Genomic DNA, 19187 nt, shown 5'->3' with positions numbered 1-19187 from the left:
ATTCATTGTTAGGTCCGGATCGGTGCGATCGCAATCGAAGCTCAGTCTAGAAACTTTTCCATCACATGATTGGTGAATTGTTCTCCCCGACGGGCAACCTGCTGTTCTCTAACCGTCGAGAATCCCACGCGCTGGAAAAACGGCTTTGCTGTAATGCTCACTTCAGCAAACAACCGATTTAACCCAATTTCTAACGCTTTTGCTTCAATTGCCTGATAAATCTGATTGCCTACGCCGCACCGCTGATAGGTCTTGTGAACGTAAAAGCAGTCGATGTGACCATTCGCTTCTAACTCTCCGAAACCAATGATTGTGCCTGCTGCATCGGCCACAAAGGTATATTGGGCAGAACAAATTTCAGCCCAGTTTCTAAAGTAAATGTCTTCTGGTGCCCATGCTTGGATCTGAGCATTCGAGTAGTCACGAATGTTAATTTCGCGCACGGTTTGATGGAATAACTGTGCGACTTGTTCAGCGTCTTGCTTATGAAATAACCGTATCTCGAATGCTTCATGCATGACTTCCCATCTCAGTGATTGGACTAGTGACGGTGGGCACGAACAGTTTGATTTCTCGCAAAAATCTTCAGCGCGTAGCTACGTTGCCTTCATGAAATTCTTGATGTCACGTTGCCGAAGAACGAATAGATTAAGCTGGACAACTTAATCTATCGCTACGTCTGCTGTTTCGTTCTCAAGCGCGATCGCTACTCTTCAGCATCATCTGTGGCACTGCCATAGAGAATCGGAAGACTAACATTCGTGATGCGTTCCGTTTTGCCAAGTTTGACAATGCGATCGCTCTTGTCATCTTTCCGACTCACTTCAACCGCATCAACCTCAATTCGCGCTAGATGATTTTCGTTCGTTAACAGAAACACCAGCGCTTCCGGTAGCACCGCAACAATGCCAGCGAGCATATCTGTCTTATTCTCAAACTGGAAGACTTGAGTACCAAGCTCTCCTGTATTGGCACGACGCAGCGATCCGATCGCCATTTTTTTGGCATAGCCCTGTTGCGACACCATCAGAAACGTATCGGCTTTCGTCGCGATCGCCCATCCGACGATCGTTTCTTTCTTCCCAACGCGCATTCCCATGTTGCCTTGCGCCGTGCGGCTGGCGATCGCAACTTGCTCATCCATAACTTCAAAGCGCAACACTCGCCCATTCGACGTTGCTAACACAACCTGCTCACCCAACTGCACTAAGCTAACGCCCAACAGCTGATCATCTTCTTTGAGTTTGAGAACGGTCAGCCCGCGTCCGGTAAGGTCAGCAAATTCAGAAAGCGCTAAGCGTTTGATTCGTCCTTGCCCAGTGAGGAGTAAAACAGATTGCTCATCGAGGGTTTCTGGCAAAATGAATGCCCCTGCGATCGCGTCTGGAGCGCCTTGTGCGGCGGCGGGTAGGAGCGTGACTAAGGGAGCTCCTTTCGATTTGCCCGTGGCTTGCGGAATATCACGCACTTTGATGGGATACGCTTTTCCGCTGCGCGTAAACACAACCAGCGTTTCTTTCGTGGTTGTAAATTGCGTCTGCGTGGCGAAATCGTCTCCGTCTTCTAGTCCGGCAGTGGCTGTATCATCATTGCGATTGCGATTTTGGCGTTCGTAAGATTTGGGCGTCATCCGCCGCACGTATCCCCGTTGCGTAATTTCGACAACGGTTTCTTGAACGTCTTCCTCGAAGTCAAATGACAGCGTGAAATTGGGAGATGCAGCGGCAGCGGACTGGATAGCGGTCGCTGCTGCTGGTTCGTCGCTACTGCGTTCTTTGAGGGTGAGAATGCGTGTGCGGCGATCGTCGCCATATTGTTTTTTAAGCGATCGCAGGTCTTTCTTCAGAGCTTTGAGCAGTTCGCGGCGATCGCTGAGCAGTTTGTTTAATTCCGCCATCTTTGTCGCGAGTTCGTCCCGCTCGGTTTGCAAGCTTTGATGCTCTAGGGCAGTCAGTCGTCGCAATGGCATTGAGAGAATGGCATCGGCTTGGCGATCGCTGAGATCCAATCGCTCTTGTAGCTGAAGTTTTGCGGTGCTGCCATCTGGGGCATGACGCAGAATGTCGATCACCTCATCCAGATTTGAAAGTGCCGTTAAGCGACCTTCGACAATGTGAAGCTGATGCTCCGCTTGCTCAAATTCGTGACGATATTGCCGAGTCAGCGTAACTTCCCGAAAGTCGAGAAAGCCTTGCAGCAACTCCCGCAACGTCATTTGCTTCGGCTGCCCGTTTTCGATCGCCAGCAGAATGACGCCGAAATTGCTTTGCAGAGCCGTTTGACGGTAGAGATAGTTGAGAATTTTGTGAGGATTAACATCCCGACGCAGTTCGATCACAACGCGAATGCCATCGCGATCGCTCTCATCGCGAATGTCGCCAATCCCTTCGAGCTTCCCTTGATTGACCAAATCCGCAATTTTCTCGATCAGACTAGCTTTATTGACCTGATAGGGCAATTCTGTGATGATAATCGCCGTTCTTCGGTGTTTGCCGCGCCCGACGTTCACTTCTTCCATGCTGGTGACGCCCCGCACCGGCACACTACCCCGACCCGTGAGATAGGCTTCTCGAATGCCACTCGTTTCGATGATTTCTCCGCCTGTCGGAAAGTCAGGACCGGGAATCAACGCTAGCAAATCGTCATCACTAATGGTTGGACGATCGATCAGCGCCACTAAGCCGTCTACCACTTCGTTCAAATTGTGAGGCGGGATGTTGGTCGCCATACCGACCGCAATTCCTGAGCTTCCATTGAGCAGCAGGAACGGCAGTTGAGCTGGAAGTACCGTCGGCTCTTGCTGAGAATTATCAAAGTTGCCAACAAAATCGACCGTCGCTTCTCCAATGTCCGTCAGCAATCCTTCGTTCCCGATCGCCGCTAAGCGCGTCTCGGTATACCGCATCGCCGCAGGCGGATCATTATCCACGGAGCCAAAGTTACCATGACCTGCCAGCAGCGGATAGCGACTTGAGAAGTCTTGCACCAGCCGTACCAAGGCGTCATACACAGATTGATCGCCGTGGGGATGATATTTACCTAACACGTCGCCAACAACGCGGGCACACTTGCGGTAGGGGCGGTCTGGGGTTAATCCTAGCTCGTGCATGGCATACAGAATGCGGCGATGGACGGGTTTTAATCCATCGCGCACGTCGGGTAACGCGCGACCGACGATCACGCTCATGGCGTATTCCAAATATGACTGCTGCATCTCCGTGTGTAGGGCAGTCGTGATAACCTGTCCTGTTGGGAGAATATTTAATTGTTTCGCCATGAGTCCTGTCCCTTCGTTCCGAGCTTTAGAATACGGTGCTGCAACTTCAGTGTAGTCATACTTATCCGGATTGCGTCCCTTAAGCGGTGATATCCGTTATAGGCTGAGAGCGCTTATTTTGCTTCATCAGTTGTTTTAGTGGTTTGTTTGAGTTTTAGTGGTTTGTTTGAGAATGTTGCCTGAAACATCGTGGTCTTGAAAATTGTGTATCGCCCATAGAGGCTCACCTCATGAAAACGGTTCTGATTGTAGAAGACGATTTGATCAATGCGCGGGTATTCTCGAAAATTTTGACGAAGCGGGGTGGTTTAGCGGTCAAGCATACCGAAAATGGGGATGAAGTGATCCAAATTGCTCAGTCCGGTGAAGCGGACATCATTTTGATGGATGTCTCCCTCGCTCGGAGTGCCTATCAAGGAAAATCGGTGAATGGTATTCAGCTGACTCAACTGCTGAAGGGCGATCCACAAACGGCTGACTTGCCAATTATTTTGGTAACAGCCCATGCAATGGAGGGCGATCGCGAGAATTTCCTTCAGCAAAGCGGGGCAGATGACTACATTTCAAAACCAGTGGTCGATCATCAGGCGTTTGTCGATCAGATTGTGGCGTTGCTGCCAGCAGAATAAGGTTAGGCATGAGATGCAGAGGATAAAGTAGAACGTACTTTAGTACTACTCTAAGCGTTTTTGGCAAAATCGCAGAAGATTATCTAGGGCGGCAAGATAATTGAAGATTGCTGGCGGCAGTTGGACTTACGGCTGAGCAAGCCGCGATCGCGCTGGGTACGCTGTTGAATCGACTGCCATTGCCAGTAAATGTTGATCCATTGTTTCTGGTGCAGAGAAATCAAGTGCGATGCAATGCAGCTCCTTTTGGATGTCCTGACATTAGACTAAGCAGGGCTGCAATTACTTCTGCACGTTACTTCTTCAATGGACAGACCAGAATAGTAGAATGACCAAATCGAGGAACGAGATTGTCAAGGCCCGATGAATTAGCTTATGAAATTTCAGCGTACTTCTTTAATTCTGGTCTTTCTAGCGATCGCGCTCGGTGGATTTGTTTACTATCAAGAGTTTAGACAGCCCAAGCCAGACGAAGCTCAGTCCACATCAAAGCCTATTTTTAACTTCAAAGAGGCAGATGTCACTAGCTTTACGGTAAAAACCTCGAAGCAACCTACGCTGGCATTTGAGCGGAAACCGGGAGTCGTGCCTTCGGTTTGGCAGATGACTGCCCCACAAACAACGCAAGCCGATGATGGCGCAGTGGCATTTTTGCTGAATTTATTAGCAACGGGGCGCAGCGATCGCACTCTCACTATTGCAACCACGCGCAAATCAGAATTTGGATTGGATCAACCCTCCGCCACAGTCGAAATCAAACTGGCCAATCAGCAGATTCATCAATTCGTTCTTGGTAAACCAAACTTCAATCGCAACTTTTTGTATGCTTTAGCTGATCCCCCAGTCAACACCAATCGAGAGTTAGCTGTGTTGCTAGTGCCGATCGATTTTCAAAACGCCGTCGATCGTCCATTAGATGAATGGAAGAAAGAAAAGCCGAAGAAAGATCCTAAGGCAACGTCTAGCCCTTCGCCCAGCAGCAGCCCTACACCTTCGTCGTCTAGCTCTTCTCCTCCTAGTAGCCCTGCTCCTTTTCCATCGCCTTCAGCAAGTAGTTCTCCCACTCCATCCCCTGCGCCTCAAACTAGCGTTAGTCCTACTCCTTCGTCATCCCCTGCGCCCTCTCAATAAGTTCAATGAGTACTCCAACGGCTACCCTGCTCATTTCCTGTCCTGACCAAAAAGGCTTAGTCGCTAAGATTGCCAACTTCATTTACTCGAATGGTGGCAACATCATTCACGCCGACCAACATACCGACTTTTCAGCGGGGCTATTTCTCAATCGGATTGAGTGGCAGTTGGAAGGGTTTCATTTGCCCCGTGAGGTGATTGAGCCTGCATTTCGAGCCATTGCGTCTCCCCTCAACGCCACCTGGCAACTTCACTTTTCGGATACGACGCCTCGAATCGCCATTTGGGTGAGCAAACAAGATCACTGTTTATTTGACTTGCTTTGGCGTCAGCAGTCGGGAGAGTTGCGGGCAGAAGTGCCGTTGATTATCAGCAACCATGAGAAATTGGGCGCGATCGCAGCCCAATTTGGCATCGATTTTCATCATATTTCCATCACAAAAGAAACAAAAGCAGGGCAAGAAGCAAGACAGCTAGAACTCTTGCAGCAATACAACATTGACTTAGTAGTGTTAGCAAAATACATGCAAGTGCTAAGTTCAGATTTCATTGCGAAGTTTCCAACAGTGATTAATATTCACCATTCATTTCTACCTGCCTTTGCGGGTGCAAATCCTTACGAGCGAGCGTTTGAACGGGGCGTCAAGATTATTGGTGCCACTGCGCATTACACAACCGAAAACCTAGATGAAGGTCCCATCATTGAGCAAGATGTCGTTCGCGTCAGTCACCGTGATAACACCGCCGACCTCATTCGTAAAGGAAAAGATTTGGAGCGAGTCGTTTTAGCGAGAGCAGTACGATTGCATCTACAAAATCGTGTGTTGGTGTACGGAAATCGCACCGTCGTCTTTGGCTGAAGTCTGTCTGAAGAGGTAAGCGCTTCTGTCATACATGTCGTTACTACAGAGGCAAGGCTCTCTATCGCTTAGGTAATTCTGATGACAACCTCCTCAAGTCCGACTCCAACTGAAACCACCGTCATTAATGGTTCCATGCAAGCGGCAGTCATAGCGCAATATGGATCGCCTGACGTGTTTGAGATCAAAAACATTGCGCCGCCTCAAGTCAAAGCCGATCAAGTCCTAATTCGAGTTTATGCATCCAGCGTGAATCCTATCGATTGGAAAATTCGCAAAGGGATGCTCAAATTGTTACCCGGACAGAAATTTCCCATGGTGTTAGGGTTTGACATTGCTGGAGAAGTGGTTGCAACTGGCGTTCAGGTAACACATCTCAACGTCGGGGATGCCGTTTATGCCTACTCCAATCAGTTTCCTGGCGGTGCTTATGCTGATTATGCAGCGGTTCCGGAGAAAGTAACGGCTGCCAAGCCGGAGAATTTGTCTTATCCAGAAGCGGCTTCCATTCCACTGGCTGCAACCACTGCACTACAAGCCTTACGAGATGCAGGAAAGCTCAACGCTGGACAACGAGTGTTAATCAATGGGGCGTCAGGTGGCGTTGGCATTTTTGCTGTGCAGATCGCAAAGCTCTTTGGAGCACATGTCACGGCGGTTTGCAGCACACAAAACATTGATCTCGTGAACAGCTTGTCGCCCGATCGCATCATCGACTACAAGCAAACCGACTTCACTCAAGAAGCCACATCTTATGATTTGGTCTTCGATGTCGTTGGTTCAAAGCCCTACTCCGCCTGCAAGCGTATCCTCACCGGAAAGGGAATTTACGTCACCACGCAACCCGATCCCAAGAACTACCTTCAAGCATTGCTAACCCGCGTTCTGCCTGGTCAAACCGCCAAAGTCATTCTTGCTAGGGCCAATCGCGTTGACCTCATTTACCTCAAAGAACAAATGGAAACGGGCAAGATTCGATCGATTATCGATCGAACCTACCCGCTTTCTGAAATTGCCGCTGCTCATGCCTATAGTGAGGAAGGTCATGCCGTCGGCAAAATTGCCATCACGATGGTCTAACTCTCTGACTCAAAATAATGAGGTGTAAAGTTGCCGTGCAATCCGTAGGGAACGTGGTGCTTGAAGTGCAGCCGCGCGATCGCGCCCTGCTCCACGTTCTTCGCGTCCAAAATGACGACTGAAGAGCGATCGCTTTTGCTGTCATATGCGATCGCTAGCAACCAACCGTCATCCTCATCACCCTGCACCTGGGTATACAGCCCAGACTCATCAGAGCGATCGCGCGGCACAAACACAGGTTCACCAACATATCCGTCCGGTGCAAAGCTGGCGACCGATCGCTCTCCCGACTCCACATCTACTTTTAGAATGGCTTGATGCGGTGCATTTCCACTCGAGGCATGAGCTGCTGCCATATAGATATAGCGGTGCTTCCGTCCCGCTACACCTGGATGCACGAACGGAAACTCGCAGCAGCGTTGCTCCAGAAGTTCGCGCTTGACCGTTTGATCTGCCAAATTGAGGTTAAACCGCCACAATTGACCAGGCGCTAACGCCTCGAAATCTGTTTGTCGATAGTCCGAACCCGGTTCAACAGACGGCAAGTTCTCGTAGCACACCGAATCGAGAATAATCTCTCCATCTTCTTCGTAAGCATTTGCATGGTGGAACACAAATCCTGACTGCGTTTCAAGAATTTGGGCAGTGGGGCGACCAGAAGACGTATCACGAGGAATAAGAATGATGCGCGTCGGCTTGTCAGGGCGAAACTTGATGCATTCCCCTGCGGACTTCATGCCTGCTAAGAACGGAATCGGATTAAAATCGACTGGATTTTGAAAAAAGATACAGTAGTTCGGCGTGATCGCGAAGTCGTGAATAAACGCGAAGCCTGGAACGGGATGATCGTGCTGTCGCACAATCTTGCCATTTAAATCGAGTTCGTAAATCGCGATCGTAAACGATAACCCTGCTTTGATCGAAAAGTTGACTAAGCACGGTTTGCCATCATCAAACTGGCTCACCGGATCGATCCACGGGTGAGCCGCAAACGGTGCGCCTTTCGACAGCACACCATCAAAGTATTCCTGTCCCAACGTTTCCAATGTTTGTGGATCAAGGCGATGTGGTTCTGCGGCTTCCCAAAGCGCCAACAGCTTTCCGCCCCAATACAGAACTTGAGTATTCGCGATGTTTTTGGTCCGAGTGTCAAAAGCATTCGCTAACCAACCTCCGGGCTTCTGCGTACCAAATACGCCCCGATACAAAATCTTGCCCGCTTTCTGCTCGGCCAAATAGCCTTCCGTTTTGACAAACCGATTGCGGAAATGAGCGCGTCCGTCTTTGATGGCGATCGCGCAGATCATTCCATCGCCATCAAACGGGTGCTGAAGCTGTTGCCCATTCACATCGAGCAATCCAGGACCATTGCGAAACAGCGTCCCTTCCAACGCTTGAGGAATTTCACCCTCTATTTCATCAATCCAGTACTCATATTCTTGATGAAGCGATCGATATCCCTTTTGCCATTCCTCAGTGTTATATGACGTAATCGGGACAGTAGAAGCGTGTTCAAACAGTTGCATATCGTCTGAATATCTAAAGTTGAATTGTGCGATTCAGGCAGTCGTCTTGATCCGCCGAAGGACAGTCTTATTTTGGCTCCTCAACAGGTTCGGGCTGTTTAGAAGTCCAAGCAGAAACCAGATTCGGCAAGAAAGATTGCCCGATTGGTTTTGCAGGGTCAGCTTCTAGAGCAGGCGCAGGCTGTTCAACCGACGTTGCTTCAACCGTACTAGGCAGCCAACCCAACAGCGGAAATGGCAGCAGCGTTGTGACATTCGTAATGACTACGAGCAGCCAGAGCTTATCGAAATTAGTGTCGGTTACTCCTAACCAGTGCGTTAACAGCGCCCCAAATTCGTAAGAAACCAACCCTGCCAGGTTCACAACTGACATTAGCAACGCAAACAGGGTTGCCTCCACTCCCGGTGGACATAATCTCGCGGCTAGAACCAGCACTGGCATAAATGCAATCTGTCCCATGACGGTGAGAATTAAACTGTCACCTAAACTGAACCAGCGATCGTCAATTCCCAGCGTCCGGTTAGCATGGGTCACGAGTAGCAGCATCGACATTCCTAGCACCGACGACAGCACAATTGACCATCCAAAAATTGTGCGAAAGGGGACGGCTTTCAAAAACCGTTGGAACACCCAAATGCCCAAGAGCGAAGCAATGCTAGTCACCAACCGGACTCGACCCAAAAACTCTGGCTCGAATCCCAATTCATTTGTAGAAAAATAGAAGAAAGCAGACTCAGCCGTTGGAGTGGCTTGCCATAAAAACAGAAATGCAGTGGGCATCCAAATCGTTTTTTGAGACACCGCTTGCTTCAGTTGCCCTAGCTGATGGCGCACCACTGACCAATCTGACTTTGCAGTCACTGGAGTTTCAGCAATGAACCAAGCTACACCAGAAATAATTAGCGGAAAGGTCGCTGTGATTAGAAAAATAGTGCGAGTATCAAAAACGTGCAGCAATAAGCCACTGAAGTAGGCGGTAATCAGCCCGCCTAGGGCAGAAGCGCCCCAAGACAGAGACTGTAGCGATCCTGCTCCGCTCACTGATTCATGTCTAGCACGCTCTACGACGATCGAATCGACAATGACATCACTAACGGCAACCGAGAGAGAACCCAGCGCGATCGCAGCCGTTGCTGCCCAAGGAGAGTGAACAAGCGTCGCCATGATCACCCAGGACGACGTACCCAAAATTCCAGATAGTACTAGGTAAGGGCGTCTGCGATATCCAAAGATAGGTAATCCATCGGAGATAAATCCAAATAGGGGTTTTATCATCCACGGAATCGCTACGATGCCCAACAGAGCGGATACTTCAGCAGGACTCAGCGCCAGTTCATCTTTGAGGAAGAAACTGACCGCTAATCGCGCTAATCCTAGAATGCCTTGGACAAAATAGACTAGCAAAATAGCGATTAACTCAGTCGTTGGCTCGTGACCAAAGAAAATCTTCTCTGTCACAGATGCCTTAATCTTCGCTAAACCAGAGTCAGAAACAATCATTGACGATTCGTTACAAATATCAATCAATCGTTCCTATGATAGCTCCATATCGAGTTTGCAGAATCTTTAGGCCCTAAAGTCAGCATTTCGGAACATATTTATTAAGTAATCTTTCGTTGAATTGACATAAGAATCGTGAGTTTCTCTAAGTTTGCAGCCGCTCAACGCGTTTTTTGAGTTTCTAAACTGCAACATTTAAGCGGTAGAACACGTTGATTCACGCTTTGACACTTTTTGTAATATTGTTTAACATAACGGTAGCCAATGCACCCCAGAGTATGACTACCATGCAAGATACACAAAGAATTACTGCTCCTGCTTCTGTAGAAAACCGTAACGCTTGGAAGTTTGGCTTTACTCCCCAAGCAGAATTATGGAATGGACGGTTCGCCATGATTGGTTTTGTTGCTGCTTTGTTCACTGAATTCTTTTCCGGTGAAGGAGTCCTACGTTTTTTAGGTCTAATGTAATTGAATCTCTCCTCTAAATTTTTGGTTAACCTAAAAGCTAGTCTTGCGGATGCTTCACACCGAAGTGTCCAATTTTTTATGGGGCTGAAGGACAAAAAGCACACGTTATTTCATATATCCATTGGCTGCTATTTGATAGCAAATGGCTAATAAAAAACCCGATGGAGTTGAAACCACCGGGTAGAGAGATCAAGATGAATTGAAATTAGCGAATGTACTCTTTTAGAACACTGTTGCGATTTGGGTGACGCAACTTGCGGAGTGCCTTCGCTTCGATTTGGCGAATGCGCTCACGAGTTACATTGAAGATTTGCCCGATTTCTTCTAGGGTCTTCATACGTCCGTCGTCTAGACCATAGCGCAATCTGAGAACGTCCTTCTCACGGGGACTAAGGGTTGCCAAAACTCCTTCTAAGTCTTCCCGCAGCAGGTTCTTAGACACCTGATCTTCAGGGGTTTCGCCATCCGACTCGATAAAGTCGCCCAAGCGAGAATCTTCTTCCTTACCGATCGGCGTTTCTAACGAAATCGGCAACTGAGCAGACTTGGCAATGAACCGCAGTTTTTCGATCGTCATTTCCATCCGAGTCGCAATTTCTTCTTCCGTTGGCTTGCGCCCCATTTCTTGCGACAATAGCTTGGTCGTCTTTTTAATGCGAGAAATGGTTTCGTACAAGTGAACAGGAAGACGAATGGTACGGGACTGATCCGCGATCGCTCGGGTAATTGCTTGCCGAATCCACCACGTTGCGTAGGTTGAGAACTTGTAGCCTTTTTCGTGATCAAACTTTTCAGCCGCCCGAATCAGACCCAAGCTGCCTTCCTGAATCAGATCTTGAAACGACAGGCCCCGGTTCATGTACTTCTTGGCGATCGACACCACGAGCCGGAGGTTCGACTGCACCATCTTATCTTTAGCGCGGCGACCCAAGTGCAAGCGATACCGAAACTGCGGCAAGGGCATCTTCACTTCTTCTGCCCATTCCGCATCAGACGGAACGCGGTCTAGCTTCTCGGTCATTTTGACCAGGATGCGCTCTAGCTCTAGCAAATCAGCAATCTTACGAGCAAGTTCGATTTCTTCGTCTGCCCTCAGGAGGCGAATTCGACCAATCTCTTGAAGGTAAAGCCGAATCGAGTCTTCGGTGTAATGCTTTTTCTTGGCTTGTGTTCGGCGACGGGTAGCCCGAGCCTTGCCTGACTTGCCCTCTTCTTCGACGCCATCAGAATCCTCTTGATCCTCATCTATGTCGTCGTATCCTCCCCCCAAATCACTCTCAAACGCATCTTCTGCAGGAGTGCTATCGAGTGCTTCAAGTAGTACGTCGTTGGCTTGGGTCATGCCGCGTTCCTCATGCTCCTTAAGTAGTCAAAAAGTAGTCGAAAAAATGTGGCAGCGGAAACAGTATCTAGCTCAGTCCAGCTATTACTCAACTTTAAGTGAGTCATCAAGCAAGCGACTCAATAGCGGGTGTTGAGGTCATTGCGTGGTGTGCATACATCGCCTACAAGTAGAACCATGCATGACAAAACCTGACATTCATCACGTTTATGGGAATTGTGCAAGCAAATAGGGTATCCTGCCTTCCCTGGAAATATACCGTTGGGCAGATGTACCAATGCACAAATCTTAATTGATAAATGTTGTAATGTCTCCCCGATTGTAGCCTTTCTCACAAAAGTTGCACCTATTTTATGAACCTTTATTTCTGAGGCTGAAAAGTGATGCCGATAGAAACACGCATTTGCAATGTAAACCTCAATCAAATCACCACTTGGGCTCCTTTACAAAAAGTCATCGAGCAAAGACCTGACTCCGCAATATTGGGATTACAGCAGTGATGTGAGAACGAAAGAGAAGCACTTTTATCAAAGCAAACAACTATTTCGCAGACCAAATCAGGAATAGCTGAAGCAGGATTTACTGTTACATCCTGCCCCATAGCATCTCCAAAAGCATTTGTGATGGTTTTGGGATCCTGAATTACGGCTCTATGATGATACGGTAGCCCAAATTTAAGGGATCAGACTAGGGGGAAATATTAAGTTAGATGTTGATGTCAGAAGAGCCAAAACAAACTGGGGGCGATGGCGAAACCGCTTTGTATCTCCTAAGTTGAACAGGCTTTGAGAAGGCCTACTCCTCTCCGAGAGTATACAAGCTGTAACAGGGTAAGTTGTTAAGAAATTAGAATGTTTTATGGTTTCAGAAGTACATTATTAAGAAGGCTTAATTAACAGTCGTACTAACTTGTACTAACTATTTAAAACTAATAATTTTACTAACTGCTTAAAAAGGATTACTAAAAGCATCACTAAAGGTGGGGCAATGCTGACCAAACCTGATCAATAGTAGAAAAATGATAGCCTTTCTGTAGAAGTTCAGGAACGAGACGATCAACTGTTTCTGCAACGTCTTCGCCACCGTCAGCGCCATCATGAAGAACGATAATGGAGCCGTTTTGAATCTGGTTTAAGACTCGCTGCACCACAATTGACGAACCAGGACGCGCCCAATCCTCAGGAATAATGCTCCACATTACAGTGCGGTAGTTCCAACGTTGCAGATAGCTTAGAGTTTGGGGAGCGAACAGACCGTAGGGAGGACGAACATCTATCAAGGTTTTAGGGTTGATTTGACACGTCTTAGCGATCGCAGTTTTTGTAAGATTTAGGGTTGCTTTAAGCTCGGTTGCGGTCAAACCCGTGAAGGCTTGATGATCATAGCCGTGTAGTCCAATCCAATGACCGCGCTGGTAAACCTGGCGAGCTAGATCGGGGTAATCTTCAACGCAGGCCCCTAACCAAAAGAAAGTGGCAGAAATCTTGTGATGGTCAAGGACATCTAGTAACAGGGGCGTATATTGCGGGTGGGGTCCATCATCGAACGTAAGCGCGATCGTAGGGCTATCGTCACGACCTGACCATAGGCACTGAGGAAACGTAGGCTTTAAAAGACGATGCAAGAAAGGATAAATCGGAGCAAAGGACATTGACTAAAACTGAACAAATTACGCGAATTCAATAAAATCTTAATTTAGCGAAATTAGATAGAGATCAAGAGGCTAAGCACCGTTGGCGAGCGGAAGCAGACTGAACTAGAGAAGAGAGAATATCACTACTGAGCGGTTTAACCAGGAAGCCATCAAAACCAGGATTTTGGTCTTGATACAACCAGCGTGGCATATGACAGTCTGTTAAAACAACGAGTGTAATGCTTTCTGAATCTGCGATCGCTCTCAGTCGATGCAAAGGCAATTCAGACCAGTCATTGCCGTACAGAATAACGAGGCAAGGAGGAGCCTGTCTCACTGTGGCAACAGCGTGTTCGATCGAGTCTGCGATTTGCACACGAAACTTTAGTCGTCCTAGAAGTGATTCTAGTCCGTATAACTCATCGCGCCGTTGTGATAACAGCAGAACGTAATTGGATTCAAATATCATAGTTAACCTTAGCAAGCTACTTGTTAATATAGCGACCGCAAAAGGCTGTTTTTTAGAGCAAATATCGCTATAAATGCTTCACTGATTACTTCTTCAGGTTTCTTTTGCGTTTAAGTGCTTCCACTTTTCTTAGGGTTTGAATCGAAATGGATTTTTGCTCTGAACGATTGGAACAAACAGTAAATTTTTAATGCTTCGTAGAAGATTTGTAAGATGTTAAGAACATGGCTAGAAGTAGCCAAAGCTAGGCCGGAAGAGGATTTGAAGAAGTTGTAGAAAGATTAAGATGCTGTTGCAGTACTTACTCGCATTATTAAAGAATTACTTCATTTCTAATACTTGTATCTGTCGTCACTAAAGGCGAAATGAGCATCCTTCTTTAGCAGAAATAGAAATAGATTTTCTTTAGACTTTAAAGGGATTTGTGAAGTAACCTTGAGCGATCGCTTTAATCATTCTGTGCATGAAATCATAGATTATTTCGTTGAAAATTTAACGAGATCATTAAGATGGATTCAAAGAATAAAATGCTCTACCTTGAGGAGTAGCTAATTTGGACTGTCCTGCTTCAATTAGAGCGCGATCGCGAATTCGGCACGAATCACAGACACCGCAAGGTTGCTCTCCGCCCTGATAGCATGACCAGGTTAGGGAGAGCGGCACGTCAAGGTGCAAGGCGCGATGCACGATATCAACTTTAGAATCCATCACAAGTGGAGCAACGAGTTTTGGCGCTCTGCCTTCGATTCCCGCCTTTGAGGAAAGGCTGGCCAAGGTTTGAAATGCCTCTAAAAATTCGGGTCGGCAATCGGGGTAGCCAGAATAATCGACAGCGTTGATGCCTAGATAGATCGCATCGGCTTGTTTGGCTTCGGCCAGGGAGAGCGCGATCGCAATAAACACGGTATTTCTCCCTGGCACATAGGTAATGGGAATTTCAGTAGGATTTACGCCCTCGGTCGGCACGGTTAACGCTTCATCTGTCAAGGCAGAACCACCCCACTGGGCTAAATTCACATCGACAGTGAAATGCTCTTGAATCCCCAAATGGCTAGCGACTTGTTTGGCCGCAAGGAGTTCGCGATCGTGCCGTTGCCCGTAGCGAAACGAGAGCGCAATGATCTCGAATCCATCTGCGCTCGCTTGAGCCGCTGAGGTTGCAGAGTCTAAACCGCCAGATAGAAGAACGATCGCTTTAGAAGCCATAAGAAGAGCAGGAATAGGAAACGCCTTTCTGATATTCTCATCGTTTCAACGCTTTCCAATTGCTGTTTCCTTTACCGTTGAGCAAGGTTTGGTGTACGCCCAACCAGTCCACTCATGAGGCGGAAGGTCAGCGATTTAATTGGTTGCACGGTTCCAAGTATCCAAAGTGCGATACGACGGAGAAAGACAACAGGTGCGATTTGAGTAGAAAATGTTCGATTTAGCACGTCAGTCACGCTCAAAATGATCAGGTTTTCCCACTGACGCCATCGCTCGTAGCGCTTGAGAACTTTAATACTAGAAATGTCTTCGTTGCGATCGCTCGCGGTTTGCAAGACTTGCGCTAATGCTGCGGCATCTCGAATGCCCATATTAATGCCTTGTCCACCGAGGGGATGGCAGCAGTGAGCCGCGTCTCCAATCAAGGCTAATCGCGAGGCAACATAGCGACTGCTGTGGAGCAATTGCACGGGGAAGACGTAGCGCTCGCCTTCCAGCTTGGGGTTACTCAAGTGCGCTCCATAGCGTTGAATGAACCGTTCTGTAAATTCGTTGTCGCTGAGCGCCAGCATTGCTTCGGCTTCGGTTTTTGGCACTGTCCACACGATGCGGCAGCGGTTGTTAGGAAGCGGCAAGATTCCCGATGGCCCGCCTTCCCAAAACCATTCATAGGCGGTGTTGTTATGAGATGCGTCGAGTTGAAAGGTGGCAACGACGCAGGCTTGCCAGTATTTCCAACCGTAGGTGCGGATGTTAGCTTGCTGGCGAAGCGGAGATCGCGACCCGTCAGCCGCAATGACTAACCGAGTCCGAATGGAATGAATCTGATCAGAAATGGCAACGTCTAAAATGGCATCCTCTGCCCGAAATTCTGTCTTCAAAACCTTGGCAGGACAAAGGTGCAGGACGTTTGAGCAGTGTTCAAGACTCTCTTGTAGTGCGGTCAGTAACACTCGATGTTCGGCAACGTAACCTAGCGTTTGTGTGCCAATATCGGTTGGCGCAAACTTTACAACGCTGGGATGGTTAGCGTCGGATAGGCGAACGGTCTTGTAGGTTTCAATCTGCGGACGAATGGTTTTCCAGACGCCAAGCCCTTGTAGAATCTGGCTTGAGAGTAGCGAGATGGAATACGCTTGGGCTTTGGCAACTGCCTGAGATTGGGTTTCTGCTTCGATCAGAGCAATCTTTAAGTTTGAATCTTTCAGCGCACAAGCAAAAAGGGTTCCGACGATGCCGCCGCCTACGATCGCAATGTCATAGGCATCGGAATCGCGCTGACTTACCGATTGGCTTGCGACTAGTTGCTCTAACGCCATTTTTCTAAACTAACGATACGAAACTTTACACCTATTCTCTCTCAAACCTCAAAACCTATCAACTGTAAGCGCTTCTGAATGATGAGTTGTGCTGCTTCAGTTTCGGAGCAACGCACAATGTCAAGCTTCTCTATAGGTTACTGAGGGATGAGGTTAAACCGCCGCAGACATGAGTTCTTCTGCCATGTCGAAGTTAGCCGTGGCAGTTTGTACGTCATCGAGATCATCTAGAGCGTCCATTAGTTTGAGCAGCGATCGCGCTTGATCAGAATCGGTAACGTCTACTGTCGTTTGAGGGAGCCACCGTAACTCCGCCTGAGTCACAGTGTAGCCCTTGTCTTGAAGAGTTTGGCTCAGCGTTTCTAGGTTCTCGACTTCAGTGAAGACTTCTGCAACTTTTCCGGTTTCGGCGTCGCTCAATTCATACGTGTCTGCGCCCGCTTCGAGACATGCTTCGAGCAGTGCCTCTTCATCGATTTCGGTTTGAGCCGAACGGCCTCGTCCGCGTCGGGTGTCATTGGCAATAAATGAAATTTCGGCAACGCCTTTTTGCTCAAACATCCAGCTTACACAGCCCGTTTCACCTAAGTTTCCGCCGTTTTTGCTGAAGGCTTCTCTCAGCGTTGCTGCCGTCCGGTTGCGATTGTCGGTGAGCGCTTCAATTAGAACAGCAACACCGCCTGAACCATACCCTTCGTAACGAATGGCTTCGAGCGTGTCGTTTCCTCCAAAGCTGCCAGCGCCTTTTGCGATCGCGCGCTCAATGTTGTCGTTGGGAATGCCTGCCGCTTTTGCCTTCTCGATCGCCGTTCTCAATTGAAAATTGCCCGTCGGATCAGGAACACCACTGCGAGCCGCGACGATAATTTCCCGCGAAATTTTGGTAAATACTTTTCCTTTAACCGCGTCAACTCTGGCTTTCTGACGCTTAATGTTTGCCCACTTGCTGTGTCCTGCCATATCTGAAGTCGAGTTACAGTACCAACGTTCGATATATAGGATATCTTGCAGTAATCTTACATTGGCAGCGGATGTGAGGAACCTTCGGAAGAGGCTTTGCCTGCGGATGGAACAGATATAGCGGATGACAGGTTTCTCTCATCTGTCTATCCGCTACATCCGTTAGTGAATCCGCTGCCAATCAGTTGTCTATATATCACGAGCGTAAGCGGTTAGATTGATTTGGGTCATCTCCTGTCTGGAAATCTGACTGGATCAACGTTCCCAAAACAACGTTATCTTTTACTTTTTAATTAGTCTAATATCCTTGAAAAAAAAACTAGCCGAACAGGGCAGCGCTGTATATCATAAGAACCTGATCATTGTGGTTCCTTTTTATTTCAACACTTTAGACAACAATAAAACAAAACACAGCAATGCCAAAGGGGGCAAAACAAATTGCGCTGCCAAAACAGCAAATGAATACAAAGCGAGTCCAGACAAATCAGGTTGCGTGTTGCAGTTGTAGTTTTGTTCTGGTGGTGGAAATCCACACATGCTGCCTAACGGAGCGTTATCAGGTTGTTTTTTCCCGCAACTTGATACAATAATCAGAGTGAAAACTATCAAAAGAACGTTTCGTATCACAATTACTAATTTCCGAACTGTTTTAGGAAGTTGACTACATGCAGATTGTAGTCAATTCCTTAAGTAAGGCTATCCTAGTCGTGCGATAAGCTCTTCAAGAATAGTTTTATTAACCGTGATTTTAGCAGTGTTCTCTTTGTTGTTTATATCATTAGCTTTTGCCGCCAGTAAACGTGACGCCTTGAATAAAGTAGCGGTTGAAGAATGCATAAATCGCCAGCGCAGGCAGTGTAAACACCATTGAGGCTGCCATGATGTAGTTCCAGTAGGTGATGTATTGTCCTTTGAAGGCATTTAAGCCGATGGGTAAGGTAAACATGGTTGGATCTGACATGACAACCAGTGGCAGTAAAAATTCATTCCAAGATCCCATAAAGATAAAGATGGTTTGCGCCGCTAAAGCGGGTTTGGCTAGCGGAAGCACCACCTGAAAAAACGTTTCAAATCGATTTAACCCATCTAATGCAGCCGCTTCCTCTAATTCTTTTGGAAAGTTGAGAAAAAATTGTCGCATCATGAAAATGAACGTGGCATTGACGACAGTTGGAATGATCAGTCCTTGATAAGAATTGAGCCAGCCTAATGATTTGAGGATCAAAAACTTGGGTAGCAACGTGATTTGCGCCGGAACAACAAGAACCGCCAGAATCAAGAAAAACAGAAAACGATTTCCGGGAAACTGAACTCTAGCCAACGCATAGCCTGCCATTGAGTTAAACAACAAGTTGAACAACGTCACGATTAGCGCAACGATCGCGCTATTAAATAACCACCGTCCAAACAATGGCTCTTGCAAGAAAATCTGCTTGTAGTTGTCAAACGTGAACGTTTGAGGAACGAAATTAGAGCCGCCAGATGAAATTTCTGCCAACGATTTGAATGACGCAGATAATGCCCATGTAAATGGAATGAATGTTATGACGGTATATAAAATTAATCCAACATAGAGCAAGCCGATCGGCCAGTGAAGAGGCTTTTTCATAATAGAGTTGTCTGGAAATAAGGCGAAAAATCCTTGAAAGCTTTATCTGGCAAGCATTTCAACCATTTTGGTCAAAAATCGCCACAACCTCTGCATAGTAGGCATTTCAGCCGTTTTCCTCCTAAGAGCCTAGCCGAAAACCTGAATTGCCCGCACCACAATGCAAGCACACGAT

Annotated in this window: 18 protein-coding genes; 6 read left to right on the top strand and 12 right to left on the bottom strand. The window is 47.6% G+C overall.

Translation table 11 applies throughout. From position 1 onward, the window contains the following. Positions 1 to 41 precede the first annotated feature (41 nt). Positions 42 to 518 carry a GNAT family N-acetyltransferase gene (locus AC5I6P_RS01645; RefSeq protein ID WP_495692020.1) on the bottom strand — a complete coding sequence of 159 codons (477 nt, stop codon included), beginning with the start codon at positions 516 to 518 and terminating at the stop codon, positions 42 to 44. A gap of 188 nt (positions 519 to 706) precedes the next feature. Continuing rightward, on the bottom strand, positions 707 to 3277 hold the full coding sequence (gyrA, locus tag AC5I6P_RS01640; protein ID WP_495692019.1) for a DNA topoisomerase (ATP-hydrolyzing) subunit A: 2571 nt from the start codon (positions 3275 to 3277) through the stop codon (positions 707 to 709). Between the two features lie 230 nt (positions 3278 to 3507). Here gyrA and AC5I6P_RS01635 point away from each other — a divergent pair, with 230 nt between their 5' ends. Beyond that, on the top strand, positions 3508 to 3906 hold the full coding sequence (locus AC5I6P_RS01635) for a response regulator (protein WP_495692018.1): 399 nt from the start codon (positions 3508 to 3510) through the stop codon (positions 3904 to 3906). Between the two features lie 83 nt (positions 3907 to 3989). Here AC5I6P_RS01635 and AC5I6P_RS01630 read toward each other — a convergent pair whose 3' ends face one another. Beyond that, positions 3990 to 4130: a hypothetical protein gene (locus AC5I6P_RS01630; RefSeq protein ID WP_495692017.1), complete on the bottom strand. Its 141-nt coding sequence runs from the start codon at positions 4128 to 4130 to the stop codon at positions 3990 to 3992. 151 nt (positions 4131 to 4281) lie between these two features. On the opposite strand from AC5I6P_RS01630, the gene AC5I6P_RS01625 reads away from it, so the two are divergent. From AC5I6P_RS01625 to AC5I6P_RS01615, 3 genes are all read left to right on the top strand, one after another. Continuing rightward, a complete protein-coding gene (locus tag AC5I6P_RS01625) occupies positions 4282 to 5037 on the top strand; it encodes a DUF4340 domain-containing protein (protein ID WP_495692016.1) in 756 nt (251 codons plus the stop codon). 5 nt (positions 5038 to 5042) lie between these two features. Next, entirely contained in the window at positions 5043 to 5897 is an 855-nt protein-coding gene (gene purU / locus AC5I6P_RS01620; RefSeq protein WP_495692015.1) for a formyltetrahydrofolate deformylase, read from the top strand. A gap of 81 nt (positions 5898 to 5978) precedes the next feature. Then, entirely contained in the window at positions 5979 to 6977 is a 999-nt protein-coding gene (locus AC5I6P_RS01615; RefSeq protein ID WP_495692014.1) for an NAD(P)-dependent alcohol dehydrogenase, read from the top strand. Here AC5I6P_RS01615 and AC5I6P_RS01610 read toward each other — a convergent pair. After that, entirely contained in the window at positions 6974 to 8503 is a 1530-nt protein-coding gene (locus AC5I6P_RS01610; RefSeq protein WP_495692013.1) for a carotenoid oxygenase family protein, read from the bottom strand. The two genes, AC5I6P_RS01615 and AC5I6P_RS01610, sit on opposite strands and share 4 nt — an antisense overlap. Before the next feature lie 67 nt (positions 8504 to 8570). Next, a complete protein-coding gene (locus AC5I6P_RS01605; RefSeq protein ID WP_495692012.1) occupies positions 8571 to 10004 on the bottom strand; it encodes a folate/biopterin family MFS transporter in 1434 nt (477 codons plus the stop codon). A 287-nt stretch (positions 10005 to 10291) separates the two neighbouring features. On the opposite strand from AC5I6P_RS01605, the gene AC5I6P_RS01600 reads away from it, so the two are divergent. Further along, positions 10292 to 10474, top strand: a complete 183-nt coding sequence (locus AC5I6P_RS01600) for a chlorophyll a/b-binding protein (protein ID WP_495692011.1) — start codon at positions 10292 to 10294, stop codon at positions 10472 to 10474. Between the two features lie 205 nt (positions 10475 to 10679). On the opposite strand, the gene rpoD is transcribed toward AC5I6P_RS01600, so the two are convergent. The 6 genes from rpoD to AC5I6P_RS01570 all read right to left on the bottom strand — a co-directional run bounded on the left by rpoD (position 10680) and on the right by AC5I6P_RS01570 (position 17403). Next, positions 10680 to 11816: an RNA polymerase sigma factor RpoD gene (gene rpoD, locus AC5I6P_RS01595; RefSeq protein ID WP_495692010.1), complete on the bottom strand. Its 1137-nt coding sequence runs from the start codon at positions 11814 to 11816 to the stop codon at positions 10680 to 10682. A 973-nt stretch (positions 11817 to 12789) separates the two neighbouring features. After that, complete coding sequence (locus tag AC5I6P_RS01590) at positions 12790 to 13467, bottom strand: polysaccharide deacetylase family protein (protein WP_495692009.1); 678 nt, start codon at positions 13465 to 13467, stop codon at positions 12790 to 12792. Positions 13468 to 13531: 64 nt separating this feature from the next. Beyond that, positions 13532 to 13918: a response regulator gene (locus tag AC5I6P_RS01585; protein WP_495692008.1), complete on the bottom strand. Its 387-nt coding sequence runs from the start codon at positions 13916 to 13918 to the stop codon at positions 13532 to 13534. A gap of 504 nt (positions 13919 to 14422) precedes the next feature. Then, the gene (queC, locus tag AC5I6P_RS01580) at positions 14423 to 15124 is read right to left on the bottom strand and encodes a 7-cyano-7-deazaguanine synthase QueC (RefSeq protein ID WP_495692007.1); all 702 of its coding nucleotides are present in this window, start codon (positions 15122 to 15124) and stop codon (positions 14423 to 14425) included. 71 nt (positions 15125 to 15195) lie between these two features. Then, the gene (locus AC5I6P_RS01575; RefSeq protein ID WP_495692006.1) at positions 15196 to 16443 is read right to left on the bottom strand and encodes an FAD-dependent hydroxylase; all 1248 of its coding nucleotides are present in this window, start codon (positions 16441 to 16443) and stop codon (positions 15196 to 15198) included. A gap of 153 nt (positions 16444 to 16596) precedes the next feature. Next, complete coding sequence (locus AC5I6P_RS01570; RefSeq protein ID WP_495692005.1) at positions 16597 to 17403, bottom strand: YebC/PmpR family DNA-binding transcriptional regulator; 807 nt, start codon at positions 17401 to 17403, stop codon at positions 16597 to 16599. A 307-nt stretch (positions 17404 to 17710) separates the two neighbouring features. Between AC5I6P_RS01570 and AC5I6P_RS01565 the strand changes: the two genes are divergently transcribed. Then, the gene (locus AC5I6P_RS01565; RefSeq protein WP_495692004.1) at positions 17711 to 17911 is read left to right on the top strand and encodes a hypothetical protein; all 201 of its coding nucleotides are present in this window, start codon (positions 17711 to 17713) and stop codon (positions 17909 to 17911) included. Between the two features lie 270 nt (positions 17912 to 18181). On the opposite strand, the gene AC5I6P_RS01560 is transcribed toward AC5I6P_RS01565, so the two are convergent. Next, the gene (locus tag AC5I6P_RS01560; protein WP_495692003.1) at positions 18182 to 19012 is read right to left on the bottom strand and encodes a carbohydrate ABC transporter permease; all 831 of its coding nucleotides are present in this window, start codon (positions 19010 to 19012) and stop codon (positions 18182 to 18184) included. Between the last annotated feature and the right edge of the window lie 175 nt (positions 19013 to 19187).

This window comes from Myxacorys sp., from assembly GCF_059501405.1.
This window is presented reverse-complemented; position numbering and strand designations above follow the sequence as displayed.